The sequence below is a fragment of the Streptomyces sp. NPDC037290 genome, assembly GCF_055603245.1.
In genome coordinates this window covers 639,163-666,026 of the sequence record NZ_JBVJVZ010000003.1, presented here as the reverse complement: position 1 = coordinate 666,026, position 26,864 = coordinate 639,163, and the positions used below count along the sequence as shown (strand labels likewise).

Genomic DNA, 26,864 nt, shown 5'->3' with positions numbered 1-26,864 from the left:
GCGCGTCAGCCGGCCTTGCGCCCGCGCATCGGCTCGGTGTCCATCCCCGCGCCCTTCTGCAGGCCGTCGAGGAACTCCTGCAGCACTTCGGTGGCCGTGCGCCGCGGCCGCCAGCCCAGCTCGGCGTGCGCCCGGCCGCAGTCCATCAGCGGCAGCCGCAGCACCGCGTCGAACAGGTGTGGCGAGGCCGGGAGCAGGTGCAGCCCCCAGGCCGCGGCGATCGCCGACCGGGCCGCCGCGCGCGGCAGCCGCACCGGGCGGCTGCCCAGCAGCTCGCCGAGCACACCGGCGTCGAGCGGTGGGTCCGCGGCGAGGTTGAAGGCGCCGCGCGCGCTGTCCGAGGCCACCGCGAGCCGGTAGGCCTCCGCGGCGTCGTCCGTGTGCAGCGCCTGCACCCTGAGCCCGGGGATGTCCGGCAGGAACGGCAGTAGCTCCGGCCGGGCCAGCGGACCCGGCAGGAAACGCCCGCCGAAGATCCGGCGCTGTTCACTCGCGGACTCCCACTTGAACAGGAACGCGGGGCGCATGCGCACCACCCGGACCTCCGGGTGGTCCCGCTCGAACACGTCCAGCGTGCGCTCCAGATAGGCCTTCTCCCGGCAGTACGCGGCGTCGGGCCAGCCGTGTGTCGGCCAGGACTCGTCCACCGCGTGGTCCTTCGGCCCCGGCGAGTACGCGCCCACCGACGAGGCGTGCACCAGCACCGGCACCCGTGCCGCGGCGACCGCCTCGAACACCCGGATGCCGCCGAGCACATTGGTCCGCCAAGTGGCCGCCGGATCGTGCGTCGGCTGGAACGCCCACGCCAGATGGACCACCGCGTCCGCGCCCTCGAACCGCTCCGCGAGGTTGGCCTGGTCGGAGGCGATGTCGACCGCGGACCACTCGGTCTTCGGCGGCGACCACTCGGGCGTACGCCGGGCCAGCCCGCGCACCGACTTCACGCCCGGGTCCGCCGAGAACAGCCGCACCACACTCGTGCCGACATTGCCGGTGGCCCCCGTCACGACGACCCTGCTGCCCGCTGCGCTGCTCACCCTCGGCTCCTCTCGGCCCACGGCTTCGGCGGACGGCCGGGTACCCGGGCCCGGGCGCGCGCACACCCGGGCATGACGCGGCAGGTAATCGACCGGTCGGCGGAACCCGGGGAGTATCGGGGACGTCAGCGCGACCGAGCCGCGTCGCACCTGGTCCACCGCCCGAGGAGGCGTCCCATGCCGTACTTCGAGAGCCCCGTCGACGGTACCCGTCTGCACTACGCCGACCACGGCCCCGCCACCGGGCCCGTCGCGGTCTTCGTCGCCAGCGCCTATCTGGGCCACGAGATGTGGGAGTACCAGATGCTGCCCCTGGCGGAGGCGGGCTTCCGCTGTGTCGCCCTGGACCGGCGCGGCCACGGACGCTCCGACGACGCCTGGTCCGGCTACGACCTCGACACGCTCGCCGACGACGTGCACGGTCTGCTCGACCACCTCGACCTGCGCGACGTCACCCTGATCGGCCACTCGGTCGGCACCGGCGAGGTGATCCGCTGTCTGACCCGGCACGGCCGTGCACGTGTGGCCCGCGCCGCCCTGATCGCCGGGGTCACCCCCGGTGTGGTGCGCTCGCCGGGTGTCCCGGAGGGGGTGGACCCGGCGCTCGTGCAGGCCGACGACGAGGTGTTCCGGCGCGACCGCGCCGCGTACTTCACCGCGCTCGCCGACGACTTCTTCGCCGCCCATCTGCCCGGCAACCGGATGTCGGAGCCGTACGTCCGCTACCTGATCGACCGCTGCCTGAGCGCCACCGCGCGGGCCGCGAACGGCGTCCGGGCCGTGGTCGCCGCACTCGACCTGGCCGCCGAGGCCGCCGAGGTGCGCGTCCCGGTGCTGGTGGTGCACGGCACCCACGACACCTCCGCACCGCTGGCGCTCACCGGTGCGCGCATGGCCGAGCTGCTGCCGGACAGCACGCTCAAGGTGTACCAGAACGGCGGGCACGGCCTGTTCGCCACGCACGCGGAACTGCTCACGGCGGACCTCAGGGAGTTCATCGACGCCGGACGCGTCCGGGCCACGGTACCGGCCGGTGCCGCGGCGGACGCCCACTGAACAGCTGAACAGGAGAAAGCCCCGGCCGTGACGGGGGAATCACGGCCGGGGCGGTCAGGTGGTGGGCACGGACGACGGTCCCACGATTGGTTCAACGGGCAACCACCCCGTGGTGTTCCAGCGCGCCATGTGACCCGCAGCACTCCCTGCCAGGTTCAGGCCAGCGGACTCCCGTCGAGCCGTTCGAGCAGGTCGGCGGGGTCGGCGTAGACCGCGTCCGCCCCGGCCTCCTCCAGGTCGGCCCGGGGGATCCCGCCGCACAACACGCCCACGCACCGCACCCCGGCCTTGCTGCCCGCCCGCATGTCCCACACCGTGTCCCCGACGAACACCGCCCGCGAGGCCGGGGCCCCGGCCAGCTCCAGGGCGCGTTCCACGGGCTCCGGCGCGGGCTTGCCCTCCCGCACGTCCTCGGCGCCTGCGGTGTCCGTGATCGCGTCGTCGGCGTCGATCGCCCGGCGCAGCGCGCCCAGCTCGGCGCCGCTCGCCGAGGTGGCGAGGACGACCGTCCAGCCGCCCCGGTGCAGCCGGCGCAGCAAATCCCCGGCCCCCGGCAGCGCGGGCAGCCGGTCGAAGTACTGGCCGTACAGGGCCTTGTGCGCGGCACTCAGTTCGCCGTCCCGGTCCGTGTCGCGGTCGTCGCCGAGCAGGTGGGCGATCAGGTCCGTGGAAGCCAGGCCGACGGCCCGGTGCACCGCGTGCATGGGAACGTCGTGCCCGGCCTGGCGGAAGGCCTCCCACCAGGTGACGACATGCAGGTGGTTGGTGTCGACGAGGGTCCCGTCGACATCGAAGACGGCGGCTCGCTCCATTCCGGCTCCTTCCCCGGCTCCTGATGCGAGCCGGGTACCACGCCGGCCGGCTCAGGAACCCGTCGCCCGCGCCGGCACCCGCCCCTGCCGCGTCCAGTCCAGGAGCTCGTCGGCGGACCAGGTGGTCACCACCCGCTCGGCGGCCACCCCGCACTCCTCGGCCCGTGCGCAGCCGAGGATCTGCCAGTCCAGCTGGCCGGGCGCGTGCGCGTCGGTGTCGACGGAGAACAGCACCCCGGCGTCCACGGCCCTGCGCAGCAGCCGGCGCGGCGGGTCCAGCCGCTCGGGACGGCTGTTGATCTCCACGGCCGTACCGGACTCGGCGCAGGCGGCGAACACCGCGTCCGCGTCGAACTCCGACTCCGGGCGGCCCCGTCCGGTCACCAGCCGCCCGGTGCAGTGCCCGAGCACATCGGCGTGCGGATCGCGCACGGCGGCCACCATCCGGCGGGTCATCGACCGGGCGTCCATCCGCAGCTTGGAGTGTACGGACACCACGACCACGTCCAGCCGCTCCAGCAGCTCCGGCTCCTGGTCCAGCGAGCCGTCCTCGAGGATGTCGCACTCGATGCCGGTCAGCAGCCGGAACGGCGCCCACCGCGTGTTCAGCTCCGCCACCACCTCCAGCTGCTCGCGCAACCGCTGCGGCGACAGTCCGCGGGCCACGGTCAGCCGGGGGGAGTGGTCCGTCAGAGCGGTCCACTCGTGCCCGAGCGCGGCCGCCGCCCGCCCCATCTCCTCGATCGGACTGCCCCCGTCGGACCAGTCCGAATGCGTGTGACAGTCCCCGCGGACCAACGCCCGCAACTCCGCCCCGGCGCCCGACCGGGACGCCGTACCGGCCTCCTCCTCTAGCTTGTGCAGATAGCCGGGCACCTCCCCGGCGAGCGCCTCCCGCACCACCTGCGCGGTCTTGGGGCCCACCCCTTTCAGCGCCTCCAGCGTCCCGGCGGCGGCCCGCTCGGCGACCTCGTCCGCGGGCAGCGCGGCCAGCGTCCGGGAGGCCGTACGGAAGGCCTTGACCCGGTAGCTGGGAGCCAGGGCTCGTTCCAGCAGAAACGCGATCCGGTCGAGTGCGGCCACGGGTTCCATGCAACCCAGGGTGCGACGGATGCCGGCCGGGGGCGCGGGGAACCCGTTTGCCCACCCCGCCCCCGGGTACTGCGAAGCCCACACCCACCCCCGGGAGGCCGGCCATGCCCAGCGCAGCGATCGTCACCGGCGCGGACTCGGGTATCGGCCGAGCCACCGCCGTACGCCTGGCCGAGGCGGGCCTGGACATCGGCATCACCTGGCACACCGACGAGAAGGGCGCCGGGACGACGGCCGAGGAGGTGCGCCGTACGGGCCGCCGCGCCGCCGTGGCCCGGCTCGACCTCACCCGGCTGCCTGAGGCCGCCGACACCGTGGACGAGCTGTGCGATGAACTCGGCCGTGTCGACGTGCTGGTCAACAACGCCGGTACGGGCACCATGACCCCCTACCTGGACCTCACCCTGGCGGACGTACGCCGCGTCCTGGACGTCGACCTGGTCGGCCCGTTCCTGTGCGGGCAGCGCGCGGCCCGCCGGATGATCCGGCAGGGCGACGGCGGCCGGATCGTCAACGTCACCTCCGTGCACGAGCACCAGCCCCGCGTCGGCGCGGCCCCGTACTGCGCGGCCAAGGGTGGACTCGGCCTGCTCACGCAGGTGATGGCGCTGGAACTCGCCGAGTACGGCATCACCGTGAACGCGGTCGCGCCGGGTGAGATCGCCACGCCGATGACCGGCCAGGAGGACACCGACGTGTACACCGAGCGCCGGCCCGGTGTGCCCCTCGGGCGCCCCGGCGACGCCCGCGAGGTGGCCGCGGTGATCGCCTTCCTGGCGAGCCCGCAGGCCTCGTACGTCACCGGCGCCTCCTGGAGCGTCGACGGCGGCATGCTCCGCATGGGCCCGCAGGCCGGTTCACACCTGACCAGTGACGACTGGCGGCGTCCCTGAGCCGGGCTGTTCGAACAGGGCGTGACCCGCGCCCCCGCGCTCACCCGGGCTGGGGGAACACGGGAACGCCGGGCACCCGGCCACGCGGGGAGCCGTCGAGGCGGCGGTCCTCGGTCTCCTCGGCGACTCCCACGGATGACCCGTCGGGGCGGGATGCGTTCTACCCTCGATGACATGACCGAACAAGCAGCTCCCCACATCTCCCACCCGCGGATACTGGTCCTCGGCGTGTGCCCGGGCAGGCCCGGCGAGCCGCCGTTCCGGATCATGCAGATCGACGGGCAGGTGGTCGGTGAGGCCAGGACCGTCACCGACGTCCTGGAGGCGGCCGCGTCCTACGGCATCACCATCCACGACCTGGACGACCCGGACGTGGTCCGCTTCGTGGGCGGGGACAAGTACACCTGGAAGCTGCACTGAGCCGACGGCTCAGCCGACCGTCCACTTCTGGTTGGCGCCGCCCGTGCAGGTCCAGATCTGCAGCCGTGTCCCGTTGGCCGAGTTGTTCCCGGTGACGTCGAGGCACTTGTTCGCCTGCGGGTTGACGATGTCGTGCGCCCCGGTGACGGTCCACTTCTGGTTCGGGCCGCCGGTGCAGTCCCACAGCTGGACGGCCGTGCCGTCCGCCGTGCCGTTGCCCGTGACGTCCAGGCACTTGCCGAGCGCCCGGACGGTGCCGTCCGAGCCGACGGTCCACGTCTGCGCGGCGGTGCCGTTGCAGTCGTAGAGCTGGACCGGGGTGCCGTTCGCCGAGCTGGCGCCCGCCACGTCCACGCACTTTCCGGCCAGCCCGCGCAGGGGAACCCCGGCCGCGCTGTCGCTCGTCGTCACCGACACCGAGTCCACCACCAGCTGCTGCGGGAACCGGGTGCTGCCGTCCGGGTCGCCGGGCCAGTAGCCGCCGACGGCCAGGTTCAGGATCAGGAAGAACGGCTTGTTGTCGAACACCCACGTCTTGCCGTTCAGGTCGGCGGGTGTGCGCCGCTCGTAGACGTTCCCGTCCACGGACCAGGTGATCGAGCCGGGCGCCCAGTCCACGGCGAACGTGTGGAAGGCGTCGGCGAAGGCCTGGCCGTTCGGCAGGGTGTAGGCCGCGCCGATCCCGCCCGAGCCGGAGTAGCCGGGGCCGTGGATGGTGCCGTGCACGGTGGAGGGTTCGAAGCCGACGTTCTCCATCACGTCGACCTCCCCGGAGTCCGGCCAGTTCACGGGCGTGCCGAGCATCCAGAACGCCGGCCACATGCCCTGCCCGCGCGGGATCTTCATCCGCGCCTCGACGTGTCCGTAGCGGGCCTCGAACTTCCCGGCCGTGTTCAGCCGCGCCGAGGTGTACTGGCAGCTGCCGTACCAGCACTGGTAGCCGGCCGGGTTCTCCTTGCGGGCGGTGATCACCAGGTGGCCCTGGCCGTCCAGGGCCGCGTTGTTCGTACCCGACGTGTAGTACTCGCGCTCGTGGTTGTTGACGTTGTCGCCGGTCTCCTGCGTCCACTTCGAGGAGTCGACCGGGGAGCCCGCGGGCCCGTCGAAGGTGTCGGAGAAGGTGGTGGCAGCCGCCGGCGCGGTGGCCTGGGCCCGCGCGGGGCCGACGGCGGCGGATGCGACCAGCGCGGCGGACAGGGCGGCGAGGAGACATCTGCGGAGCAGGCGTGGGGAGGCCATGGCTCTCCGATCAGCGTGGGGGGTGATGAGATGCCTCTTGATTTAAGGAGTGAGATAAGAGGGCGTCAATACTCTGGCAGGGACCTGTTACTGATGGCACGTCAGTCGGCGGGGCGGCGTACGCGCCGGTGCACCGCTCGTCCGAGCCGCCGCCCCACCAGCAGCCAGCCGAGCAGCGCCCCGCCCGTGTTGAGCAGCACGTCGTCGATGTCGAAGGCCCGCCCGGTGACCAGCGCTCCCTGCGCCAGCTCCACCATCAGCATCACCAGCGCCGTGAGCGCCAGTACTCGCAGCGCGCCGCGGGCCCGTGGCGCGAGAACCGGCACCAGCACCCCGAAGGGGACCCCGAGAAGCACGTTCCCGCCGAGCTGCCGCACCGCGTCCGCCGTCCGCGCCTGCTCCACGTAGGCCCGCAGCGAGTGGCCCGGGCGCAGGTTGCTGTGCGTCAGATGCACCGACGCGGGCGACGGTTCCAGGGTGATGCGGGCCAGCGCGGCGGCGAACGCCACCATGCACACGAAGGCCACCAGCATCGCCAGCAGCCGCAGGGGCAGGGCGAGCGCGTGCCGCTCGGCCGGCGGACGGGCCCGTTCGCCCTGCTCCCGCTTCCCCGTCGGGCGCAGGGCGGTGGGCAGCCGGGAGAGGAGACGGCCCCTGCGGTCGTCGGGCCGTCGCGGCCCGGTCCGCTCCCGTTCACCCGGCAGGTCCCGTTTCCCTGGCAGGCCCCGTTTACCCGGCAGGCGCAGGGCGGCGGGCAGATGCGGGACGGTGCGGGCCATGTGCTCCTCCTGACTCGAACTTCCCCATGCCGTAAGCCGGTTACCCGGCAGCCGGCCCGGGATGCCCCCGCCCGGGCGGCTCCGGGCGCACGGCGGCGTTTCCGTTCACGCTCCCGGGGCACTCCGGCTGCGGACCCGCGTGCCGCCGCCCCGCCACGGGCCCGGCGGTGCTTGGATGCCCCGAGCGGCGACTCGGGCGCATCGCCGCACACACGTACAGAGCGGACCGAGGAGGTGGCCGATGACCCGGCGTACGGCTCCGCGCACCGTCCTCGTCGCCCTCGGTGAACTCCTGGCCTGGTGGGGGGCGCTGGCGCTGCTGTGGCTGGTGCTCATCACGTCGGTCGACACCCTGGAACGGATCGTGGGAGCGAGCGCAGCGGCCATCGGGGCGCTGCTCGCCCGGGCCGGCCGGCGGGCGGTGACCTGGCGGTGAACGGCTGGATCCTCGCGGCGACCGTCGAACTGGGCGGGGGAGGGGCGGCCGCCCTGTGGGGCGTGACCACCGGTCCGCCCTCCCGCCGGGTCGTCGCCCAGAACATGACCACGTCGGCCGTGTGCCCGGCCCTGCTGCTGCTCTCCCAGGGCTACGGCCGCCCGTCCTACGTCGACCTCGCCCTGCTGCTGGCCCTGCTCGGTCCCGTCGGCACACTCGTCTTCGCCCGGCTCCTCTCCGACGACCTGGAAGGCGGACGGCCGAGCGCCTGGGGCCTCACCTGGACCGCCGCCGGACTGAGCGCGGCGGTCGTGGCCGCCGTGTGCGTCGCCACAGGCCCGGGCCGGGCGATGGTGAAGCTCCTGGTCATCGGGGCCCTGCTGATCGCCGGCAACGTGATCGCCTCCCGTGCGCTGTCCGGCGGGTTCCGGGGGGTGCGGGGTGGCTGAAACGCTCTGGGGAGGTGCCGCGTGAACGATGCCGTGATCGTCGTCGCCCTGCTGCTGATGGCCGCTGCCGCCACCGCGGCCGTGGTCCAGCGCGACCCCGCCCGCCAGGCGCTGGTGCTGTCCGTGCTCGGGTCCGTGCTGGCAGCGCTGTTCACGGTGCTGCAGGCGCCGGACGTCGGGCTGTCCCAGCTGGCCGTCGGTTCCGCGCTGACCCCGCTGCTGATCATGCTGTGCGTGCGCAAGGTCAGGCGCCGCGGCCGCTCGAAGGACGGTGCGGGGTGAACCGGCTGCGACTCGTCCTGCTGGCCGCCGGCGGCGCCGGCCTCGCCGCCCTGCTCGTCGCCGCCTGTCTCGACCTGCCCGGCTTCGGCGGCCGCAGCCACCCCTACGGCGTCCGGGCCGTGCACGCATCGCTCAGCCGGCACACGGCCAACACCATCGCCTCGGTCAACTTCGACCAGCGCGCCTACGACACCCTCGGCGAGATGAGCATCCTGTTCGCCGCAGTCCTCGGCTGCGTGGTGCTGCTGCGCCAGGCCCGCGACGAGCACTGGGCCAGTCCCCAGCCGGCCCAGGTGGCCCGGCCGGTCCGCCGCTACGCCCTGCTCGTGCTGCCGGTCGCCCTGGTCACCGGCCTCTACGTCATCGCCCACGGCCAGCTCAGCCCCGGCGGCGGCTTCCAGGGCGGGGTCGTCGCCGCGACCGCCCTGCACCTGCTCTACCTCGGCGCCGACTACCGCGCACTGGAACACGTCCGCCCGCTCGCCGTGTACGAGATCTCCGACGCCCTCGCCGTGTCCTCGTACCTCGTGCTGGGCGCCGCCGGAGTCCTGGCCGGCACCGCGTTCCTCGCCAACACGCTGCCGTACGGCACCTTCAACACCCTGTCCTCCGGCGGCACCGTCCCCCTGCTGAACGCGGCCATCGGCATGGAGGTGGCGAGCGCGGTCGTCGTGCTGCTCGCGAACTTCCTGGACCAGGCCGTCGAGATCGAGGAGGAGAACGGGAGTTGAGTACCGTGATGCACGTCCTTCCCTACCTGGTCGCCGCCTACGTCTTCCTGACCGGCTGCTACGGCCTGGCCACCAGCCGCAACCTCATCCACGCCGTCGGCTGTCTCGCGGTCTGCCAGTCCTCCACCTATGTGCTGCTGCTGGCGGTCGGCTACCAGGACGGCGCCACCGCACCCGTCTTCTCCGACCTCACGCCGGGCTCACGGCCCGTGGTCGACCCGGTGGTGCAGGCGCTCACCCTCACCGACATCGTCGTCGGTGCCACCGTCACCGCGCTGCTGCTCGCCCTCGTCCTGCAGATCGCCAAACGGCACGGCACCGTCGACCCCGACGAACTACGGGAGCTGCGCGGCTGATGCACCATCTGCTCCCGCTGCTCGTCGCGATCCCGCTGCTGGGCGCCGCCCTGCTGGTGGCCGTCGGCCGCCGTCTGCCGAGGGTCGCCGCCGAGATCACCGGCTTCGTCGTCTCCGGCTGCACGGCCGCCCTCGCGCTCGTCCTGCTGCTGAACTCCTCGCCACCGATGGTCGAGTGGGTCGGCGGCTGGCTGCCCGTCGGCGGTGAGAGCGTCGGCATCGTCGTGGTCGGCGACGGCCCCGCCCTCGGCATGGCCACGCTGGTCTCCCTGCTGACGCTGGCGGCCCTCGCCTACTCCTGGCGCTACTTCGACGAGCCCCCGCGTGGCCACCGCGGCGCCTTCACCGCACTGATGCTCGCCTTCCAGGGCGCCATGTGCGGGTTCGCCATCGCCGGCGACCTGTTCAACGCGTTCGTGTTCTTCGAGCTGATGAGCGTCACCGCGTACGCGCTCACCGGGTACCGCATCGACGACGCGAAGGCCGTACAGGGCGCGCTGACCTTCGGCGTCGTCAACTCCCTCGGGGCGTACGCCATGCTCATGGGCATCGGCCTGCTGTACGCCCGCACCGGTGAGCTGTCCATGGCGAAGATCGGCCGGGGCCTGGACACGGCGGCGGGACACGGTGGGCCGGACGCGCTGGTCCTCGCCTCCTTCGTGCTGGTCCTGACCGGACTGCTGGTGAAGGCGGCCGCGGTGCCCTTCCACTTCTGGCTCCCGGACGCGCACGCCGTCGCCCCCACCCCGGTCTGCATGCTGCTGTCCGGCGTGATGGTCGAACTCGGCGCCTACGGCGTCTGGCGCGTGTACGGCACCGTCTTCGCCGGACCCGGCGGAATCCCCGCCGCCGACCTGACCCGGGCCCTGGTGACCCTCGGCGCCCTCACGGCCGTGACCGGCGCCGTCATGTGCTGGTACCAGCGGCACATCAAACGGCTGCTGGCCTACTCCACCGTCGCCCACACCGGTCTGTTCCTCGTGGGCCTCGGCGTGCTCACCCCGGAGGGCGACGACGGGGTCGCCCTGTACCTGCTCGGGCACGCCGGGGTGAAGGCCGCGCTGTTCGCCTGCGCGGGGGTGCTGCTCGACCGGTACGGCAGCGTCGACGAGCACGCCCTGCACGGCCGGGCCCGCGAACTGCGCCCGACCGGGGTGATGTTCGCCGTGGGCGGCCTCGCACTCGCCGGCCTGCCCCCGTTCGGCACCGCGCTCGGCAAGGCGGTCACCGAGGAGACGGTCGGCGGCCCGCTCACCGTTGTCTACGTGGCCGCCTCCGCGATCACCGCCGGCGCCGTCCTGCGCGTCACCGCCCGCGTCTTCCTCGGCCTCGGACCGCGCCCCGAGGACGCCGACTCCGACCTCGAGACCAGCGGATCCGGTGAGCAGCCCGAGACGACCGGCCTGCTCAGCCGCATCCCGGACACCATGACGACGGTGCCGGCCGTGCTGCTCGCCGCCGCCCTCGCCGTCGGCGTGAGCCCCGGCTTCGGCGACCTGGTCGCCCGTTCGGTCAACGAGGCGGGCTCGGGGGGCGCCCACGCCTCCGTCCACTGGGCGCTCCCCGGCATCCTGCTGGGCCTCGCCTCCGCCGCTCTGGCCGTGGCGCTCGCCGGGCTCGCCGTGACCCGCCCGCACTGGACCGCGGCCCCCGACTGGGCCCGGCCCCTCAGGCGTCTGCAGTCCGGCCACGTCGGCGACTATGTGGCCTGGCTGCTGATGGGCGCCACGGTGCTGGGGGCGCTGGTCCTGCCGGGGGTGCTGGGCGGCTGATCAGCCCGTCGAGGTGCCGTAGGAGACATGCACCTCCGTGAAGCCGAGGGAGCGCAGCAGCCCCTGGAGCATGCCGGTGGTGTTCGTCTCGGCGCGGGCGGTCAGCCCACTGCTCCTGGCCGCGTCGCCGATGTGCCGGACGGCGAGTTTCTGCACGGCCTGCTCGCTGTTCGGATTGTCCGAGAACAGGTCGCCGAGCCGGTCCAGCAGTCCGCGCTGCTTGGACACGGCGTAGGAGCGGTCGGGGTCGAGGGCCGGCTTGCCGAGCCGCGCGTGCGGCAGCCGGAGCGTGGCGGACGTACGGTCGCCGTTGACCGACACGTCCCTCGCGCCGACCCGGCCGAGGTCGACGTACGCGTCCACGGTCCCGGCACCGACGTACAGGGTGCGGGTGCCGCGGATCGCGTCGGGCAGGAACTTCGCGTCCTTCTCCAGATCGACCACCACCTGGAAGTTGCCCGAGGCGGCGTCGTAACGGCTCATGTCCTGGATGGATTTGAGGAGTGCGGGTCCGGAACGGTCGTGCGTCTCGGTGCCGAACAGGTCCTTGATGCCGGGCAGTACGGCCAGCCGGATTCCGGCGAACAGCACGGCGAGCACCAGGACGAGCGCGCCGACGGCCTTGGCCCAGCCGGGCAGGCGCCTGACGGAAGTCGTCATCGCGACGGTCCTCCTTCCTGCTCTCCGGATGCCCGCCGAACGGTCCCGCCAGACCGGTGTTCCTCTTCTGGGACGGAACGCCGATGCCGTGGTGAACGGGGTGCCGCACGTAGCATGACGGTCCAGCCCGTGACGATTCCGCGAGGAGCGAATCGTGCGAGACATCGCCGTCTTCAGCGGCAGCGCCCATCCCGACCTGGCCCGCGAGGTCTGCGCCCACCTCGGGGTGCCGCTCAGTCCGACCCGGATCAGCCGGTTCGCCAACGACTGTCTGGGGGTGCAGCTTCAGGCCAACTGCCGGGAGCGGGACGTGTTCCTGATCCAGCCGCTGGTCCGGCCGGTGCAGGAGCACCTCGTGGAGCTGCTGCTGATGTGCGACGCGGCCCGGGGCGCCTCGGCGGCCCGGATCACGGTCGTCATGCCGCACTACTCCTACGCCCGCTCCGACAAGAAGGACGCCCCGCGCATCTCGATCGGAGGCCGGCTGGTCGCCGACCTGCTCGTGGCGGCGGGAGCGAGCCGGGTCCTCGCCATGACCCTGCACTCCCCGCAGGTGCACGGCTTCTTCTCGGTACCGGTCGACCACCTGAACGCACTGCGCGAACTCGCCGCGCACTTCCGCCGGTACGACCTCACACGCACCACGGTCGTCTCGCCCGACCTCGGCAACGCCAAGGAGGCCGCCGCCTTCGCCCGGCTGATCGGTGCCCCGGTGGCGGCCGGTGCCAAACAGCGGTTCGCCGACGACCGGGTGACCATCAGCTCCGTCATCGGCGATGTCGGAGGGCGGGACGTCATCGTGCTCGACGACGAGATCGCCAAGGGCAGCACGGTGATCGAACTCCTTGGCAGACTACGGGAGTTGGGCGCCCTGTCGGTGCGGGTGGCATGCACGCACGGGCTGTTCGCGGCCGGCGCGCTGAAGCGGCTGAGCGAGCAGTCGGACGTGCTGGAGATCGTCTGCACCAACACCGTGCCGCTCCCCGTGGACGGGGAGCGCACGGACAAGCTGCGGGTGCTCTCCATCGCCCCGGCGCTCGCCGAAGCGGTACGGCGCATTCACAACGGGGAATCCGTCAGCGCCCTGTTCGAGCAGTCGTAGCTCACAGCGAGCCGGACGCGGCCCCGCACCGGGCCAGGGCCGCGTCGAGCGTGGGGTGCGGGGGCAGCAGCCGGGACAGCCCGGTGACCTTGAAGACGCGCAGGATCAGCGGGTGCGTGCACACCAGGCGCACCTGCCCGCCGCCCTCCAGCACCCGGGCGCGCGCCCGGTACAGCAGCCTGAGCCCCGAGCAGTCGAAGAACTCCACCGGCCGCAGGTCGATGACGACCCGGGCGCCGGGCCGGGCGGTGACCCGGTCCAGGAGCGGGCCGATCTCCGTGGCCGAAGCCAGGTCGATCTCGCCCCGCAGCTCCAGGACCGTGTGCGCCCGTTGTTCGTACACACGGAGGTGACGGTTGAACGGTGCAGGCTCGTCTCGCACGACGGCATCACCTCCCACCCGTGCCCGGACGTCGGTCTCCCGATCGTCAAGTTACCCTCGATGGAAGGAATTTGAGCATGTTCGATTGACATATGTCTTCGAGTTTGGCGCTCGGCGTCCGGTAACCGCGCCCGGATGACCGTCAGTCGACCAGAAGGACCAGCTTCCCCGCGGTCCGTCCGGTGTCGCCCACTTCGTGCGCCTTCGCCGCGTCGGCCAGCGGGAACGTCCCGGCGATCGTCGCCTTCAGCTTCCCCGACTCCGCGAGCTCCGCGATCCTCTCCATCCCGGTCCGGTCGGCGTCCACCAGCATGCGCACGGCCCGTACGCCGAGCCGCTCGGCCTCGTCGTGGAACTCCTGGGAGCCCACCGGCAGGATCGACACCACGACACCGCCCGGCCGCAGCACCTTCAGCGAGTCGACGGACGTGTCCCCGCCGAGCGTGTCCAGGACGACGTCCACGTCCCGCACCGCCTCCGTGACGTCGGTGGCACGGTAGTCGACCGGCTCGTCCACGCCGATCTCCCGCAGGAAGTCGTGCTTGCCCGCACTGGCCGTGCCGATCACGTACGCGCCACGCGCCTTGGCGATCTGCACGGCCACGTGCCCGACCCCGCCGGCCGCCGCGTGGATCAGCACCCGCTGCCCCGGCCGCAGGTCCGCGTGCTCGGTCAGCGCCTGCCACGCGGTCAGCGAGACCAGCGGCAGCGCGCCCGCCTGGGTGTGGCCGATCGAGGCCGGCTTGTGCGTCAGGGCGCGGACCGGGGCGATCACGTACTCGGCGTGCGAGCCGTGGCCGTAGGGGTAGGGCAGCATGCCGAAGACCTCGTCGCCGGGCCGGAAGGCGACCACCCCGATCCCGGTCTCGGCGACCTCGCCGGAGACGTCCCAGCCGAGGACGAACGGCGGCTCGCCCAGGAAACCGCCGTTGGCCCGGTGCTTCCAGTCGGTGGGGTTGACCCCGGCGGCCCGCACCCGGACCAGCACCTGGTTCGGGCCCGGCTTCGGCCGCTCGACCCGTACTTCCTTCAGGACCTCGGGACCGCCGAGGACGTCCTGGCTGATGGCTCGCATCGTGTTCACATCGCTCATGGTCACCCAGCCTGCCGGGTGTCGCCCGCCCGGAAAATGGCATGATTGCCAAGCTTCGATAGGATCGTGCCATGAGTGTCATGCGGAAGCGGAAGCCCGAGCGCGTGGTCGTCCTGGCCCTGGACGGCGTCTACCCCTTCGAGCTGGGCATCCCCAGCCGCATCCTCGGCGCGGCCGACGGTCACTACGAGGTGCTGACCTGCACCGTGGACGGCGGGCCGGTACGCACCAGCGCCGACTTCACGATCGGCGTCGCACACGGTCCGGAGATCCTCGCGTCGGCGGACACCGTGGTGGTCACCTCCATGCCACCCGCCCACATCCCCGAACAGCTGCCGGACGAGGTCGCCGCGGCCCTCGCCCGGATCCGCCCGGACGCCCGGATCGTCTCCATCTGCACGGCCGCCTTCGTGCTCGCCGAGGCCGGTCTGCTCGACGGCCGCCGGGCGACCACCCACTGGCAGGTCGCCGACCTGTTCCGCCGCCGCTTCCCCGAGGTCGACCTCGACCCGGACGTCCTCTTCGTCGACGACGGCCGGATCCTCACCTCGGCCGGGGCCGCCTCGGGCGTCGACATCTGCCTGCACATCGTCCGTACCGACCACGGCAGCGAACTGGCCAACTCCGTCGCCCGCCGCTGTGTCGTCCCGCCGTTCCGGGACGGCGGTCAGGCCCAGTACATCGAGCAGCCCGTGCCGGTCAGCGGCATGGCGAGCACGGCCGCCACCCGGGCCTGGGCCCTGGAGCGCCTGGACGAGCCGCTCGCCCTGTCCGACCTCGCCGGCCATGCCCGGATGAGCCTGCGCACCTTCGCCCGCCGTTTCCACGACGAGGTCGGCCTCAGCCCCGGCCGCTGGCTGATCCAGCAGCGCGTCGCCCGCGCCCGGCACCTGCTGGAGGCCAGCGACCTGCCGGTCGACCGGATCGCCGCCGAGGTCGGCTTCGCCACCGGCGCCTCGCTGCGCCAGCACCTGCACGCGGCGATCGGCGTGTCCCCCCAGGCGTACCGGCGGACGTTCCAGCAGGCACGCTGACCGTTCCGGCCCGCTCCTGCATCCCAGTACCGAGGGGGCACTCGGCGAGGGCCTGCGCACGGCGCCGTACCGCGCCCCCGCCGGCCCCGGCTGAAGACGGGCGTCGGCTGCGGCCGACGCCCCTCACTCCGCCGCGTACACCCGCTCCCCGCCTACATAGGTGAGCGCCACGGCCGTCCGCGCGATCGCCTCCGGCGGCCCGGCGAACGGGTCGCGGTCCAGGACCACCAGATCGGCGAGCGCCCCGACGGCCACCCGCCCGGTGTCGTCCAGGTGGTTCACGTACGCCGATCCGGCCGTGTACGCCGTCAGCGCGTCCGCGAGGCCGAGCCGCTCCCGCGGCAGAAACACCGGCCCGGTGCCGCCCGGCTCGACCCGGTTGACCGCGACATGGATGCCCTGGAGCGGATCGGGGCTGCTCACCGGCCAGTCGCTGCCCGCCGCGAGCCGCGCCCCGGAGCGCAGCAGCGCACCGAACGGGTACTGCCAGGCGGCCCGTTCGGGCCCGAGGAAGGGAATCGTCAGCTCGTCCATCTGCGGCTCGTGCGCGGCCCACAGCGGCTGGATGTTCGCACTGGCGCCGAGCCGGGCGAAGCGTGGCACGTCGTCCGGGTGCACCACCTGGAGGTGCGCGAGGTGCGGCCGGGTGTCGCTCGCCCCGTTCGCGGCGCGGGCCGCCTCGACCGCGTCCAGCGCGTCCCGTACGGCCCGGTCGCCCAGCGCATGGAAGTGGCACTGGAAGCCGAGGGCGTCCAACTCCGTGACGTACTTGGGCAGGTGACCGGGCTCGATGAAGGTCTTGCCGCGGTTGGCGGTGGCGCATCCGCACCGGTCCAGATAGGGGTCGAGCAGCGCGGCCGTGCCGTTCTCGGCGACCCCGTCCAGCATCAGCTTCACGGACCCCGCCCGGAACCGGCCGTGGCTCGACGCCGCCCGCTTCTCGACGAGTTCCGGGATCTGCTCGGCCCCGCGCTCCCGGTCCCACCACAGCGCGCCCACCACCCGCGCGGTCAGCGAACCGTCCCGCGCGGCCGTGCGATACGCCTCGGCCGGATCGTCCATGCCGAGGAAGTCGCCGACCAGCGCGTCCTGCCAGGCGGTGATGCCGAGCGAGTGCAGATGCCGCTGGGCGTGCAGCAGCGCGGCCAGCCGGTCGGCCGGGGTCGCCGCCGGGGTGAGCCGGCCGACCAGTTGCATCGCCCCCTCCTGGAGGGTGCCGCTCGGCTCTCCGGAGGCGTCCCGCTCGATCCGCCCGTCGGCCGGGTCGGGCGTGTCCCGGCCGATGCCCGCCAGCTCGAGCGCCCGGCTGTTGACCCAGGCGCCATGGTGGTCCCGGTTGGGCAGATACACCGGCCGGTCCGGTACGACCGCGTCCAGCAGCTCCTTCGTCGGCGTGCCCCCCGCGAACGCCTCCATCGACCAGCCGCCGCCCAGGATCCACTCCCGCTCGGGATGCGCGTCGGCATACGCGCGTACGGCGGCCACGGTGCCCTCGGCGGTCGTCGTGCCGCTCAGGTCGCACTGGGCCAGCTCCAGCCCCGCCGGCACCGGATGGACGTGCGCGTCCTGGAAGCCGGGCAGCAGCAGCCGTCCGGCGAGGTCCACCACTTCCGTGCGCGGCCCGGCGAGGTCGCGCAGCTCGTCGTGCCCGACGGCGGTGATCCGGTCCCCGGTGACGGCCACGGCGGTCGCCGTACGGCCGCCGGGAGTGAGGACGGGGCCACCGGTGAAGAGGAGATCAGCGTGCATGATGCCTTTCCTGGTTCGGTCAGTGAGCGGTGGTGAGCAGTTCGGGTGAGTCGGCGTCGGTGCCCGCCCCGGTGCGGAAGTACGGCGACCTGCGCACCCACTTGGCCCAGGCGGCGACCGCGAACCCGGAGGCGATCATCGCGACCGGCATGAGCAGCAGGAACCAGCCGTTGTCCGCGCGCAGTTCCAGGTGGTCGGCGGAGTCGTAGAAGGACCAGCCCAGGTAGCCGCCGAGGCCCAGCAGGGCCAGCGCGCTGAGCGCGGGCAGCAGCACCGCCCGGAAGCCCTGCCACCAGTCGTCCCGCAACAGCGCCCGGAAGCGTACGGCGGCCGCGAGCGCGGTGAGCGCGTAGGACAGGGCGACGACGATGCCGACGCCGTTCACGATCGCGTCGATCATGTCGGCGAGGCGCGGGATCACCAGCGCCCCCGCCGCCACCGCGACGGCCAGTGCCCCGATCAGCAGCGTCCCGGTCGCCGGTGTCCCGTACCGGGCACTGATCCTGGACCACACCGGTCCGAGGGTACGGTCCCGGCTCATCGCGAACATCCCGCGGGCCGTCGGGATCACCCCGGCCTGCAGCGAGGCCACCGCCGAGAACGTCAGGGCGACCAGCGGCAGCGCGGCCAGCGGCTGGTCGGCCAGCCGGTCCCCGTAGTACGCGAGTCCCTGCGCGCCGTGGCCCGCCAACTCCTGCTGGGACAGCACCCGTTGGAAGGCGAGCGAGCCGAGCAGGAACAACCCGAGCATCGCCACCAGGGTGATGGTCCCGGCCCGGGACGCGTCCCGGGGGTCGCGCACCTCCTCGTTCACGGTGAACGCCGCCTCGAACCCCCAGTAGCAGAACACCGACAGCAGCAGGCCCTGCGCCAGCGCGGTCGACGAGGGGATCGCGAACGGGTCGAACCAGGAGAGGCGGAAGGAGTGCCCTCCGGTGACGATGCCGTAGCCGCAGAACCCGAGCAGGACGACGTACTCGAAGACCAGCAGCCCGGTCTGCAGCCGGGCCGCCGTGCGGACACCGGTCACAGCGGTCAGGGTGACGGCGACCAGGACGACGATCCCCACCGCCGTCGTCTGCGCGGTCGAGCCCGGGTCGAGGCCGAGCGAACCGATCCGGTGCAGGCCCGCCTCCCCGGCCAGCTGCAGCAGCGCGGAGCCGGTGACCGCGGTGGTGTAGGCGAGGAACGCCACGCTCGCCACGACGTTCACCCAGCCCACCATGAAGCCGAGCCAGGGGCTGAGGGAACGGCCCACCCACACATAGCCGTTGCCCGCGTTCGGCTCCACCCGGTTCAGCCGCGAGTAGGCCCCGGCGATGCCGAGGACGGGCAGGAACGCCAGCAGCATGATGGCCGGCAGATGCGGGCCGACCACCCCCGCGGTCACCCCCAGCCCGATGCCGATGCTGGTCGTGGCGGCCGTACTGGAGGCGGCGACGGCGACGCCGTCCACCACGCTCAGGGTCCTGCGCAGCTCGGGCCGCGCGGGGGGATCAACTCCGAAGGGTCTGTCGCTCATCGCCGGCTCTCCGCTCGCACCGCGGGGCCCCGGACGGCCCCGGTGACCGCACATGAAACTGCCGGGGTACTCCACAGGTCAACGGTGTTGTCGTAAGGTGCCGGGCACGTCCCGAGGGAGGCCCCATGCCCGACCGAGTCGTTCCGCCCGCCGCCCGGCAGCGCCGCCGGCCCACCAAGCAGGGCGTCGTGCTCTCCGAGGAGCTGATCGTGGCGACCGCCCTGCGGCTGATCGAGGAGCACGGCGCCGACGCCCTGTCGGTGCGCCGCCTCGGCCGGGCCCTCGGCGCCGACCCCAGCTCCCTGTACCGGTACTTCCGGCACACCGACGACCTGATGCTGGCCATCGCCGACGAACTGATCGGCAGCACCATGCGGACCTGGCGGCCGACCGGCGACTGGCCGGCCGACCTGCGGGACCTCGGCCTGCGCATGCACGCCGGCGCGCTCGCCCACCCCCGCGCGGCGATGCTCAGCGCCCACCGGGTCACGGGGCGTGCCCAGGAGATCCAGGCCGTGGAGAGCATCCTCGGGGTGCTGCGCGGGGCCGGTTTCCCGGACCCGGAGGCGGTGCGGATCTACCACGCGTTCGTCGACCAGGCCCTGGCCTTCGGAGCCCTGGACTCCGCGGGTACCGCCCTGCCGAGAGCGGCGCGCGAGGCGGAGGCGGAGGTGTGGCGCAGCACCTACGGCCGGCTGCCCGCCGACACCCACCCGCACATCGCGGCCGCCGCCCCCCATCTCGTGGCCAGCATGCGCTCCAGCTCCTACCCGGCCGCCCTCGACCTGTTCCTGGCGGCCGCCCGGACACGCCTTGAACGCATTCGTGCGGGGATCCGGGCCTGACGGCCACACTGGACACGATTCGTCTTCCGAGGAGGCCGTACGCATGACCCCACCGCCCGCCCGCGCCGCCGAACAGCGCAAGAAGGACACCCTGCACCGGCTGGAGCACGACGTCGACGTCTGGGTCGCCACCGCCGGCCCCGACGGCGGCACCCCCTATCTCGTGCCGCTGTCCTTCGTGTGGGACGGCGCCACCCTGCTCATCGCCACCCCGGCCGAGAGCCCCACCGGCCGCAACCTCGTGGCCACCGGCCGCACCCGCCTCGGCCTCGGCCCGACCCGGGACGTCGTCGTGATCGAGGGGACGGTCCAGGCGGTGACACCCGAGGACCTGCCCGAGGAGGACGCGGAGGTGTTCGCCGGCAAGACCGGCTTCGACCCCCGTCAACTGTCCACCCGTTACCTGTACTTCAGGGTCCTGCCGCAGCGCGTCCAGGCGTGGCGGGAGGAGAACGAACTGAGCGGCCGGGAGCTGATGCGGGACGGACGGTGGCTGCTCGCCGACTGAACGCGGCGGCCGGGGATATCCGCAGAAGGAGGACATCCCCGGGAGGAAGCATGACACTGGTGACAACGGGCGTCGTGGTGCTGGACTGTGCCGAGCCCGAGAAACTCGCCGAGTTCTACAAGGAGTTGCTGGCGGGAGAGCAGACGGGCGCCTCGGCCAACCTGGTGGAGATCAGGGGCGCCGGCGGCCTCCGTCTCGCCTTCCGCCGCGATGTGAACGCCGCCCCGCCGAGCTGGCCGCGCCCGGAGAACTCCCTCCAGGTCCATCTCGACTTCCTCGTCGAGGACTTGGACGAGGCCGAGCGGCGGGTGGTGGGTCTCGGCGGCCGCCCCCTCGACACGAAGGACGCGGCGGGCCCGTACGAGGAACGCGGCTACGCCGACCCGGCCGGCCACTCGTTCACCCTGCGTCTGGTGCCCGCGACGGCGCCAAAACAGGGCTGAGGGCCGCCCCGCCTCAGTCCCGGCCGCCCTTGTCGACCGCCGGCCACTGCCCCGTCGACCGCGCGATGGCCTTCGCACCGGTACGGTCCACCGCGCTGCGCACCACCGCGAAGATCGCGCCCTGGACCGCCGCGGCCAGCAGGATCTCGCCCCAGCCGCGGTCCGGGTCCAGGGCGTCGGGCGCGTCGTCCTCGTGCCGGATCGCCTTCCACGCCTGCCGGAAGGCCATACCGGCCAGCGCGCCGCTCGCCCAGCTCAGCACGAAACCGATGGGCTGGTAGACGAAGGGGAGCTTTTTCTTCTTTTCCTTGGCCATGTGTGACTCCTTTCTCGCGGGACGGCCCTCAGGCGGGCCGTCCCTCAGGGGCGACCCGTTCGCCCGGGGGCACCGGTCCCGGCGGGGTGCCGTCGCCGAACGGCCGGCCCCCCAGCTCCTCGCGGTGGTGCGGACTCAGCCAGCCGGCGAGATCGGGGCCGACGGGCACGATGCCGGTGGGGTTGATACCGGTGTGGACCTGGTAGTAGTGCCGCTTGATGTGGTCGAAGTCGACCGTGTCACCGAACCCGGGCGTCTGGAACAGGTCCCTGGCGTACGCCCACAGGACCGGGTTCTCCGCCAGCTTCCAGCGGTTGCACTTGAAGTGGCCGTGGTAGACGGCGTCGAAACGGACCAGCGTGGTGAACAGCCGGATGTCCGCTTCCGTCAGGGTGTCGCCGACCAGATACCGCTGTCCGCCCAGCCGCTCGGCGAGCAGTTCCAGCCGCCGGAAGACGCCCGTGCACGCCTCCTCGTACTCCTTCTGGTGCGTGGCGAACCCGGCCCGGTAGACGCCGTTGTTCACGTCCTCGTACACGTCGGCCATCACCTGGTCGATCTCCTCGCGCCGGCTGCCCGGGTAGAGGTCGGGCGCGCCGGGGCGGTGCAGGGCCGTCCACTCGGTGGCCAGGTCCAGGGTGAGCCGCTGGTAGTCGTTGGTGACCAGCTGTCCGCTGGGCACGTCCACGACCGCGGGCACGCTGACCCCGCCCGGATAGCCGGTTTCGCGCCGGTCGTAGGCCTCGCTGAGGAACCGGATGCCGAGCACCGGGTCCCGGCCGTCGGGGTCCAGGGTGAACCGCCAGCTGCGGTCGTCCTGGATCGGATCGGCGACGGCCATCGACAGCGCGTCCTCCAGGCCCAGCAGCCGCCGGGAGATCACCGCCCGGCTCGCCCACGGACAGGCGCGGGAGACCACCAGCCGGTAGCGGCCCGCCCGGGCCGGCCAGCCGTCGCGTCCGTCGGCGGTGATCCGGTCCGTGAAGTGGCTCCTGGACCGGCTGAACGTCTTGTGCCCGTAGGCGCGGTTGCCGTCGCCGCCCATGTCTCCTCCTCGCCGCCCGGTGCCTCTCGGGTTCGCGTTCCCCGTTTTCCGCCGCCCGCACGGTGTGATCCGCACGCGCAGGGGCAGTCGTCGTCAGGTGAGCGGGACATCCTCGGAACGGAAACAGGCCGCACGGACGGCCGAGGACGACGCCACGTCCGCGACGCCCACGGCAACGCCCGACGACGGCCGGACCCACACTCCGCCCGCTGCGGAGACAGGGCCCCCGCCCGCGACGCCCGGGTCCCCGGCTGGGGAGGCTGACGGGCAGAGCGGACCCCCGTCGGCCGCCGCGGTGAAGGCGGAGCAGGGCGGCGGGTTGCCCGGTGCGCAGGACGACGGGCGGAGTCGCGGAGCGCCCGGCGGGGAGGTCGCGGCCGACCGGCGTACGAAGGTGACCGTTCTCGTGGCGCTCGCCGCCAATCTGGTGATCGCCGTCGCCAAGGCCGTCGGCGGTGTCCTCGCGGGTTCGCCCGCGCTGCTGTCGGAGGCCGCGCACTCCGTCGCCGACAGCCTCAACGAGGTCTTCCTGCTGGCCGCCCTGCGCCGCAGCCGACGTCCCGCCGACCGACGGCACCCCTTCGGCTACGGCAAGGAACGCTTCTTCTGGTCCCTTCTCGCCGCCGTCGGCATCTTCGTCATGGGCGGCTGTTTCTCCTTCTTCCAGGGTGCCGAGGCGCTGAGCCAGGGCACCGAGGAGAAGTTCAGCGGCTATGTGGCGGGTTTGACCGTGCTGGGCGTGGCCCTCGTCGCCGAGGGCGTGTCGCTGCTGCGGGCCCTGCACCAGGTACGCCGCCAGGGCGGTGGCCTCGGCTCGCTGAGCGATCCGGCGCTGCGCACGGTGGTCGCCGAGGACGGCACGGCGGTGCTCGGCGTGACGCTCGCCATCGCCGGGATGGCCCTGCACATGGTGACCGGTCAGGTCGCCTGGGAGGCGTCGGCCTCGCTGGCGATCGGCGTGCTGCTGGTGTACGTCGCCTACCGGCTGGGCCGCGACGCCCGTGACCAGCTCATCGGGGAGGCCGCCGACCCGGAACTGAGCGGCCGCATCCGCTCCCTGCTGCGGGCCCAGCCGGAGATCGACAGCGTGGAGGCGCTGTTCACGATGAAGATGGGGCTCGACTCCACCCTGGTGGCCGCCCGTATCGACCTGGTGCCGGGTCTGGACAGCGAGCGGGTGGAGGAGGTCGCCGTACGCATCAAGCGGTCCCTGGCGCGGACGTTCCCGCAGGCGGACCAGATCTTCCTGGACGTGACCGACCGGCCGGCCGGCGAGGCAGCGAAGAGCCCCGCCGCGACGGGGGAACGCGGCGGGGCCTGACGCACCAGTGCCCGCCTCGGGACGGGTTCACACCTCCCCGGCACAGATATTTCTGAAACCGGCCGGTGCGCGGCGCGAATCCGCTCTCGTCAGCCCTTTTCGACGGGCTCCAGCACGAAGACCGGGATCTCCCGGGTGGTCTTCTTCTGGTAGTCGGCGTAGGGCGGGTACGCGGCGACGGCCCGTTCCCACCACAGCGCCCTCTCCTCCCCGGTGACCTCACGGGCGCTCATGTCCTGCTTGACCGGCCCGTCCTGCAGCTCGACGTGCGGATCGGACGTGATGTTGAAGTACCACACCGGATGCCTGGGCGCGCCGCCCTGCGAGGCGACCACCGCGTACGTCCCCTCGTGCTCCACCCGCATCAGCGGCGTCTTGCGGATCTTTCCGCTCTTCGCGCCCCGGGAGGTCAGCACCACGACCGGCATCCCGGTGTCCATGAGCGTCGTGCCCTTCGTCCCGCCGGAGCTCTCGTACAGCTCGACCTGCTCGCGCACCCACTGCGTCGGGCTGGGCTCGTACTCGCCCTCAAGAGGCATGGGATCCGTCCCCTTCGTCGGTCCAACAGCTGTCTGCCACCGGCATTCAACACCGGCGGCCCCACGAATCATCCGTACCGTGGGCCAGTTGGGCCGACGGGGTGATGACCTGCGGGGTAATCGCACCACCTCGGCGCACGCGGCACAGTGGTCCACGTCCCGACGCCACGTGTGTCCCGACCCTCCCGTTCAGGAGTTGCCATGACGACCAGCCACGACCAGTCGACCCGCGCCGTGGTCGAGGAACTGCTGCGCAGGATCGGCCAGGGCGATGCGGAGCGGATCGCCGAGCTGTACACGGACGGCTGCGACTGGCGGCTCGACTGGCCCGAGGAGGAGCACGGCCGCGCCGACACTCCCTGGATCCGGCACCGGTCCACCCGCGCCGACGCCGCGGCGCACTACCGGGAGCTGGCCGCGCACCATGTGCCGGACCGGGCCGACACCCGGGTCGAGCGGATCCTGGTGGACGGTGAGGACGCGGTCGTGCTCGGCGTCATCCGGCAGACGGCCGGGCCGACCGGCCGTGGCTACGCCGCCCGATTCGCTCTGCATCTCACTATTCGCGGCGGTATGGTCGTACGGCACCACGTGTACGAGGACAGTCTCGCCGTCGCGCGTGCCTTCGCCCCGTCCGGCGATCACCGTCGGTTGCCGTGACCGGTGGACGCGTGCCGCACCCCGGCTGGATCCCGCCCTTCCGGCCGCCCTTCTTCGGCCAGATCACGCGCCTCACCGAAGTGGCTGAACTTGCCGTCGACCCATAGGTGCCTGAGGCATCTAATGAAGATCGGCACGACGCACTTCTTCGTCTGCGAGGTCTTTCCATGACGGAACTGACGGACATCACCGGCTCGGCGACCCCGGCCGACCCCGTCGCCTTCCCGCAGGACCGCACCTGCCCCTACCACCCGCCCGCCGGATACGCGCCGCTGCGTGACGGGCGCGCCCTGTCCCGCGTCACCCTCTTCGACGGCCGTGAGGTCTGGGCGGTCACCGCGCACGCCACCGCCCGCGCCCTGCTCGCCGACCCCCGCCTGTCCAGCAACCGCCGCCATCCCGACTTCCCCATGCCCACCGAGCGCTTCGCGGGTGTCCGCGACCGCAGGGTGGCCCTGCTCGGGGTGGACGACCCGGAGCACCAGCGGCAGCGGCGGATGATGATCCCGTCGTTCACCCTCAAGCGCGCGACCGGGCTGCGGCCGTGGATCCAGCGGACCGTGGACGGGCTCCTGGACGCGATGATCGCGCAGGGGCCACCCGCCGAGCTGGTGTCCGCCTTCGCGCTGCCCGTGCCCTCCATCGTGATCTGCCGTCTGCTCGGCGTGCCGTACGCCGACCACGAGTTCTTCGAGGAACAGTCCCGCCGGCTGCTGCGCGGCCCGACCGCGGCGGACGCCCTGCAGGCCCGCGCCCGCCTGGAGGACTACCTCGGAGGGCTGACCGACGACAAGGCGAAGCAGCGCGAACCGGGCGACGGCATCCTCGACGACCTCGTCCACCAGCAGCTGCGCGAGGGCGCCCTGACCCGGGACGAAGTGGTGTCGCTGGCCGTCATCCTGTTGGTCGCGGGCCACGAGACGACCGCCAACATGATCTCCCTCGGCACCTACGCCCTGCTCCAGCACCCCGAGCGGCTGGCCGAGCTGCGCGCCGACCCGGCGCTGCTGCCCGCGGCCGTCGAGGAGCTGATGCGGATGCTGTCCATCGCCGATGGTCTGCTCAGGGTGGCGCTGGAGGACATCGAGATCGCCGGCACCACGATCCGGGCCGGTGAGGGGGTGGTCTTCTCGACCTCGGTGATCAACCGCGACCCGGACCAGTACGAGGACCCCGACACCCTGGACTTCCATCGCTCCGCCCGCCACCACGTGGCGTTCGGCTTCGGGATCCACCAGTGCCTGGGCCAGAACCTCGCGCGCGTGGAACTGGAGATCGCCCTGGGCAGCCTGCTCGCCCGGCTGCCGGGGCTGCGGCTGGCCGTCCCGGCCGAGGACGTCCGCTTCAAGGGCGGCGACACGATCCAGGGGATGCTGGAACTCCCCGTGACCTGGTAAGAGGCTCTGCTCATGCGCATCGACATCGACAAGGACGTCTGTATCGGAGCCGGTCAGTGCGCGCTGACCGCACCGGGCGTCTTCACCCAGGACGACGACGGCTACAGCACCCTGCTGCCCGGACGCGAGGACGGCGCGGGCGACCCGATGGTCCGGGAGGCGGCCCGTGCCTGCCCGGTGAGTGCCATCACGGTGTCGGAGACGGTCGGCTGAGTTCCCCCCGGCCCGCGGCCGCCACAAGCGCCCGCGCCGCGTCGCGGGCCTCGGCCGCCGGCCCGGTGCTCCCGGTGATGCCCGCCGTCACCATGGCCCCCTCCGCGAGCAGGAACAGCGGCCCGGCCAGCGCGGTGGGCAGCCCGGCCTCGGCCACGAGCGAGGCCAGGCAGTCCCGGAACGCCGCCTTGTGGGCGCGCACCTGATCGGCCACCAGGGCCGAGGTGGCGCCCAGCTCTCCGTGGGCGTTGATCCAGGCGCAGCCCCGGAAGCCGTCCTCCCCGAACCACCCCTCCAGCCAGTCGAACACGGCCGGGATCCGCTCCAGCGGGTCCCGCCGCCGTGCCACGTACTCGGTGAGGCGCCCTCGCCAGCGTTCGTCCCGCCGCGCCAGGTAGGCCGCGACGAGCTGCTCCTTGGCGGGGAAGAGCTGGTAGAGGCGCTTGAGCGAGAGACCCGACGCGCCCCGCAGTTCGTCCATGCCCACGGACTGGACACCACGGGCGTAGAACAGCTCCTCGGCGGCGTCGAGCGCCCTGTCCCGGGCGGCCGCGCTGTCCATCGGCGACACCATCACTCCTCGCTGCGTTCCTCGGCGGGCCGCTGCGTTCCTTGACGAGAGAACGAGCGTTCTCCTACGGTAGCAGCCACCGGGAGAACGGTCGTTCTCCAGTGCTGTCC

The 26,864-nt window shown here is 72.8% G+C and carries 32 protein-coding genes; 18 read left to right on the top strand and 14 right to left on the bottom strand.

Annotated features, from left to right (window positions below):
• Positions 1–5: 5 nt before the first annotated feature.
• On the bottom strand, positions 6–1,037 hold the full coding sequence (locus ACZ7HQ_RS13770; RefSeq protein WP_470988325.1) for an SDR family oxidoreductase: 1,032 nt from the start codon (positions 1,035–1,037) through the stop codon (positions 6–8).
• A gap of 177 nt (positions 1,038–1,214) precedes the next feature.
• Here ACZ7HQ_RS13770 and ACZ7HQ_RS13765 point away from each other — a divergent pair, with 177 nt between their 5' ends.
• A complete protein-coding gene (locus tag ACZ7HQ_RS13765; RefSeq protein ID WP_470988322.1) occupies positions 1,215–2,093 on the top strand; it encodes an alpha/beta fold hydrolase in 879 nt (292 codons plus the stop codon).
• A gap of 155 nt (positions 2,094–2,248) precedes the next feature.
• Here ACZ7HQ_RS13765 and ACZ7HQ_RS13760 read toward each other — a convergent pair whose 3' ends face one another.
• A complete protein-coding gene (locus ACZ7HQ_RS13760; protein ID WP_470988319.1) occupies positions 2,249–2,905 on the bottom strand; it encodes an HAD family hydrolase in 657 nt (218 codons plus the stop codon).
• A 51-nt stretch (positions 2,906–2,956) separates the two neighbouring features.
• Positions 2,957–3,997: a PHP domain-containing protein gene (locus tag ACZ7HQ_RS13755; protein WP_470988316.1), complete on the bottom strand. Its 1,041-nt coding sequence runs from the start codon at positions 3,995–3,997 to the stop codon at positions 2,957–2,959.
• A 104-nt stretch (positions 3,998–4,101) separates the two neighbouring features.
• On the opposite strand from ACZ7HQ_RS13755, the gene ACZ7HQ_RS13750 reads away from it, so the two are divergent.
• Together ACZ7HQ_RS13750 and ACZ7HQ_RS13745 are read left to right on the top strand one after the other, a co-directional pair.
• Positions 4,102–4,890, top strand: coding sequence for an SDR family oxidoreductase (locus tag ACZ7HQ_RS13750; protein WP_470988313.1), 789 nt, complete (start codon positions 4,102–4,104; stop codon positions 4,888–4,890).
• Between the two features lie 174 nt (positions 4,891–5,064).
• Complete coding sequence (locus ACZ7HQ_RS13745) at positions 5,065–5,310, top strand: hypothetical protein (protein WP_470988308.1); 246 nt, start codon at positions 5,065–5,067, stop codon at positions 5,308–5,310.
• A gap of 9 nt (positions 5,311–5,319) precedes the next feature.
• Here the strand turns inward: ACZ7HQ_RS13745 and ACZ7HQ_RS13740 are convergent, their stop codons facing one another.
• Together ACZ7HQ_RS13740 and ACZ7HQ_RS13735 are read right to left on the bottom strand one after the other, a co-directional pair.
• Positions 5,320–6,549: an RICIN domain-containing protein gene (locus ACZ7HQ_RS13740; RefSeq protein WP_470988303.1), complete on the bottom strand. Its 1,230-nt coding sequence runs from the start codon at positions 6,547–6,549 to the stop codon at positions 5,320–5,322.
• A 101-nt stretch (positions 6,550–6,650) separates the two neighbouring features.
• A complete protein-coding gene (locus ACZ7HQ_RS13735; protein WP_470988299.1) occupies positions 6,651–7,328 on the bottom strand; it encodes a VanZ family protein in 678 nt (225 codons plus the stop codon).
• Positions 7,329–7,569: 241 nt separating this feature from the next.
• Between ACZ7HQ_RS13735 and ACZ7HQ_RS13730 the strand changes: the two genes are divergently transcribed.
• From ACZ7HQ_RS13730 to ACZ7HQ_RS13705, 6 genes are read left to right on the top strand one after another with little or no spacing between them, the layout of a single operon-like run.
• Positions 7,570–7,764 carry a hypothetical protein gene (locus ACZ7HQ_RS13730; protein ID WP_470988296.1) on the top strand — a complete coding sequence of 65 codons (195 nt, stop codon included), beginning with the start codon at positions 7,570–7,572 and terminating at the stop codon, positions 7,762–7,764.
• Complete coding sequence (locus tag ACZ7HQ_RS13725; protein ID WP_470988293.1) at positions 7,761–8,213, top strand: MrpF/PhaF family protein; 453 nt, start codon at positions 7,761–7,763, stop codon at positions 8,211–8,213. The genes ACZ7HQ_RS13730 and ACZ7HQ_RS13725 overlap by 4 nt, the downstream gene beginning before the upstream one ends.
• A gap of 21 nt (positions 8,214–8,234) precedes the next feature.
• Complete coding sequence (locus ACZ7HQ_RS13720) at positions 8,235–8,495, top strand: Na(+)/H(+) antiporter subunit B (RefSeq protein ID WP_470988289.1); 261 nt, start codon at positions 8,235–8,237, stop codon at positions 8,493–8,495.
• Positions 8,492–9,226, top strand: a complete 735-nt coding sequence (locus ACZ7HQ_RS13715; RefSeq protein ID WP_470988286.1) for an MnhB domain-containing protein — start codon at positions 8,492–8,494, stop codon at positions 9,224–9,226. The genes ACZ7HQ_RS13720 and ACZ7HQ_RS13715 overlap by 4 nt, the downstream gene beginning before the upstream one ends.
• An 8-nt stretch (positions 9,227–9,234) precedes the next feature.
• Positions 9,235–9,582 carry a sodium:proton antiporter gene (locus ACZ7HQ_RS13710; RefSeq protein WP_470988987.1) on the top strand — a complete coding sequence of 116 codons (348 nt, stop codon included), beginning with the start codon at positions 9,235–9,237 and terminating at the stop codon, positions 9,580–9,582.
• A complete protein-coding gene (locus tag ACZ7HQ_RS13705) occupies positions 9,582–11,354 on the top strand; it encodes a complex I subunit 5 family protein (RefSeq protein ID WP_470988282.1) in 1,773 nt (590 codons plus the stop codon). The genes ACZ7HQ_RS13710 and ACZ7HQ_RS13705 overlap by 1 nt, the downstream gene beginning before the upstream one ends.
• Here ACZ7HQ_RS13705 and ACZ7HQ_RS13700 read toward each other — a convergent pair whose 3' ends face one another.
• On the bottom strand, positions 11,355–12,014 hold the full coding sequence (locus ACZ7HQ_RS13700; protein WP_470988279.1) for a DUF4230 domain-containing protein: 660 nt from the start codon (positions 12,012–12,014) through the stop codon (positions 11,355–11,357).
• 154 nt (positions 12,015–12,168) lie between these two features.
• On the opposite strand from ACZ7HQ_RS13700, the gene ACZ7HQ_RS13695 reads away from it, so the two are divergent.
• The gene (locus ACZ7HQ_RS13695) at positions 12,169–13,116 is read left to right on the top strand and encodes a ribose-phosphate diphosphokinase (protein WP_470988276.1); all 948 of its coding nucleotides are present in this window, start codon (positions 12,169–12,171) and stop codon (positions 13,114–13,116) included.
• A 1-nt stretch (position 13,117) separates the two neighbouring features.
• On the opposite strand, the gene ACZ7HQ_RS13690 is transcribed toward ACZ7HQ_RS13695, so the two are convergent.
• Entirely contained in the window at positions 13,118–13,498 is a 381-nt protein-coding gene (locus tag ACZ7HQ_RS13690) for an anti-sigma factor antagonist (RefSeq protein WP_470988273.1), read from the bottom strand.
• Positions 13,499–13,640: 142 nt separating this feature from the next.
• Positions 13,641–14,591, bottom strand: a complete 951-nt coding sequence (locus tag ACZ7HQ_RS13685) for an NADP-dependent oxidoreductase (RefSeq protein WP_470988270.1) — start codon at positions 14,589–14,591, stop codon at positions 13,641–13,643.
• 71 nt (positions 14,592–14,662) lie between these two features.
• Here ACZ7HQ_RS13685 and ACZ7HQ_RS13680 point away from each other — a divergent pair, with 71 nt between their 5' ends.
• Entirely contained in the window at positions 14,663–15,625 is a 963-nt protein-coding gene (locus tag ACZ7HQ_RS13680) for a GlxA family transcriptional regulator (protein WP_470988267.1), read from the top strand.
• A 123-nt stretch (positions 15,626–15,748) separates the two neighbouring features.
• Here the strand turns inward: ACZ7HQ_RS13680 and ACZ7HQ_RS13675 are convergent, their stop codons facing one another.
• Positions 15,749–17,374, bottom strand: a complete 1,626-nt coding sequence (locus ACZ7HQ_RS13675) for an amidohydrolase (RefSeq protein WP_470988265.1) — start codon at positions 17,372–17,374, stop codon at positions 15,749–15,751.
• Positions 17,375–17,393: 19 nt separating this feature from the next.
• Entirely contained in the window at positions 17,394–18,896 is a 1,503-nt protein-coding gene (locus ACZ7HQ_RS13670) for an APC family permease (RefSeq protein WP_470988261.1), read from the bottom strand.
• A gap of 125 nt (positions 18,897–19,021) precedes the next feature.
• Between ACZ7HQ_RS13670 and ACZ7HQ_RS13665 the strand changes: the two genes are divergently transcribed.
• Genes ACZ7HQ_RS13665 through ACZ7HQ_RS13655 form a run of 3 tightly spaced genes read left to right on the top strand, consistent with a single transcriptional unit; the run spans position 19,022 to position 20,692 of the window.
• The gene (locus ACZ7HQ_RS13665; protein WP_470988257.1) at positions 19,022–19,741 is read left to right on the top strand and encodes a TetR family transcriptional regulator; all 720 of its coding nucleotides are present in this window, start codon (positions 19,022–19,024) and stop codon (positions 19,739–19,741) included.
• Positions 19,742–19,784: 43 nt separating this feature from the next.
• Positions 19,785–20,249 carry a pyridoxamine 5'-phosphate oxidase family protein gene (locus ACZ7HQ_RS13660; protein ID WP_470988254.1) on the top strand — a complete coding sequence of 155 codons (465 nt, stop codon included), beginning with the start codon at positions 19,785–19,787 and terminating at the stop codon, positions 20,247–20,249.
• Positions 20,250–20,299: 50 nt separating this feature from the next.
• Positions 20,300–20,692 carry a VOC family protein gene (locus ACZ7HQ_RS13655; protein WP_470988251.1) on the top strand — a complete coding sequence of 131 codons (393 nt, stop codon included), beginning with the start codon at positions 20,300–20,302 and terminating at the stop codon, positions 20,690–20,692.
• 13 nt (positions 20,693–20,705) lie between these two features.
• Here ACZ7HQ_RS13655 and ACZ7HQ_RS13650 read toward each other — a convergent pair whose 3' ends face one another.
• Together ACZ7HQ_RS13650 and ACZ7HQ_RS13645 are read right to left on the bottom strand one after the other, a co-directional pair.
• On the bottom strand, positions 20,706–21,008 hold the full coding sequence (locus ACZ7HQ_RS13650; RefSeq protein ID WP_470988248.1) for a DUF4235 domain-containing protein: 303 nt from the start codon (positions 21,006–21,008) through the stop codon (positions 20,706–20,708).
• Positions 21,009–21,036: 28 nt separating this feature from the next.
• Positions 21,037–22,053: a glutathione S-transferase family protein gene (locus ACZ7HQ_RS13645; protein WP_470988245.1), complete on the bottom strand. Its 1,017-nt coding sequence runs from the start codon at positions 22,051–22,053 to the stop codon at positions 21,037–21,039.
• Positions 22,054–22,372: 319 nt separating this feature from the next.
• Here ACZ7HQ_RS13645 and ACZ7HQ_RS13640 point away from each other — a divergent pair, with 319 nt between their 5' ends.
• Positions 22,373–23,374, top strand: a complete 1,002-nt coding sequence (locus ACZ7HQ_RS13640) for a cation diffusion facilitator family transporter (RefSeq protein WP_470988985.1) — start codon at positions 22,373–22,375, stop codon at positions 23,372–23,374.
• A gap of 89 nt (positions 23,375–23,463) precedes the next feature.
• Here the strand turns inward: ACZ7HQ_RS13640 and ACZ7HQ_RS13635 are convergent, their stop codons facing one another.
• Positions 23,464–23,913: a nitroreductase family deazaflavin-dependent oxidoreductase gene (locus tag ACZ7HQ_RS13635; protein ID WP_470988243.1), complete on the bottom strand. Its 450-nt coding sequence runs from the start codon at positions 23,911–23,913 to the stop codon at positions 23,464–23,466.
• A 201-nt stretch (positions 23,914–24,114) separates the two neighbouring features.
• Here ACZ7HQ_RS13635 and ACZ7HQ_RS13630 point away from each other — a divergent pair, with 201 nt between their 5' ends.
• The 3 genes from ACZ7HQ_RS13630 to ACZ7HQ_RS13620 all read left to right on the top strand — a co-directional run bounded on the left by ACZ7HQ_RS13630 (position 24,115) and on the right by ACZ7HQ_RS13620 (position 26,183).
• Positions 24,115–24,573 (top strand): nuclear transport factor 2 family protein, encoded by a 459-nt coding sequence (locus ACZ7HQ_RS13630; RefSeq protein ID WP_470988241.1) that lies wholly within the window; start codon positions 24,115–24,117, stop codon positions 24,571–24,573.
• Positions 24,574–24,740: 167 nt separating this feature from the next.
• Positions 24,741–25,970: a cytochrome P450 gene (locus ACZ7HQ_RS13625; RefSeq protein ID WP_470988238.1), complete on the top strand. Its 1,230-nt coding sequence runs from the start codon at positions 24,741–24,743 to the stop codon at positions 25,968–25,970.
• Positions 25,971–25,982: 12 nt separating this feature from the next.
• Positions 25,983–26,183, top strand: a complete 201-nt coding sequence (locus ACZ7HQ_RS13620; RefSeq protein WP_470988235.1) for a ferredoxin — start codon at positions 25,983–25,985, stop codon at positions 26,181–26,183.
• Here ACZ7HQ_RS13620 and ACZ7HQ_RS13615 read toward each other — a convergent pair.
• Positions 26,158–26,745: a TetR/AcrR family transcriptional regulator gene (locus tag ACZ7HQ_RS13615; RefSeq protein ID WP_470988233.1), complete on the bottom strand. Its 588-nt coding sequence runs from the start codon at positions 26,743–26,745 to the stop codon at positions 26,158–26,160. The two genes, ACZ7HQ_RS13620 and ACZ7HQ_RS13615, sit on opposite strands and share 26 nt — an antisense overlap.
• Between the last annotated feature and the right edge of the window lie 119 nt (positions 26,746–26,864).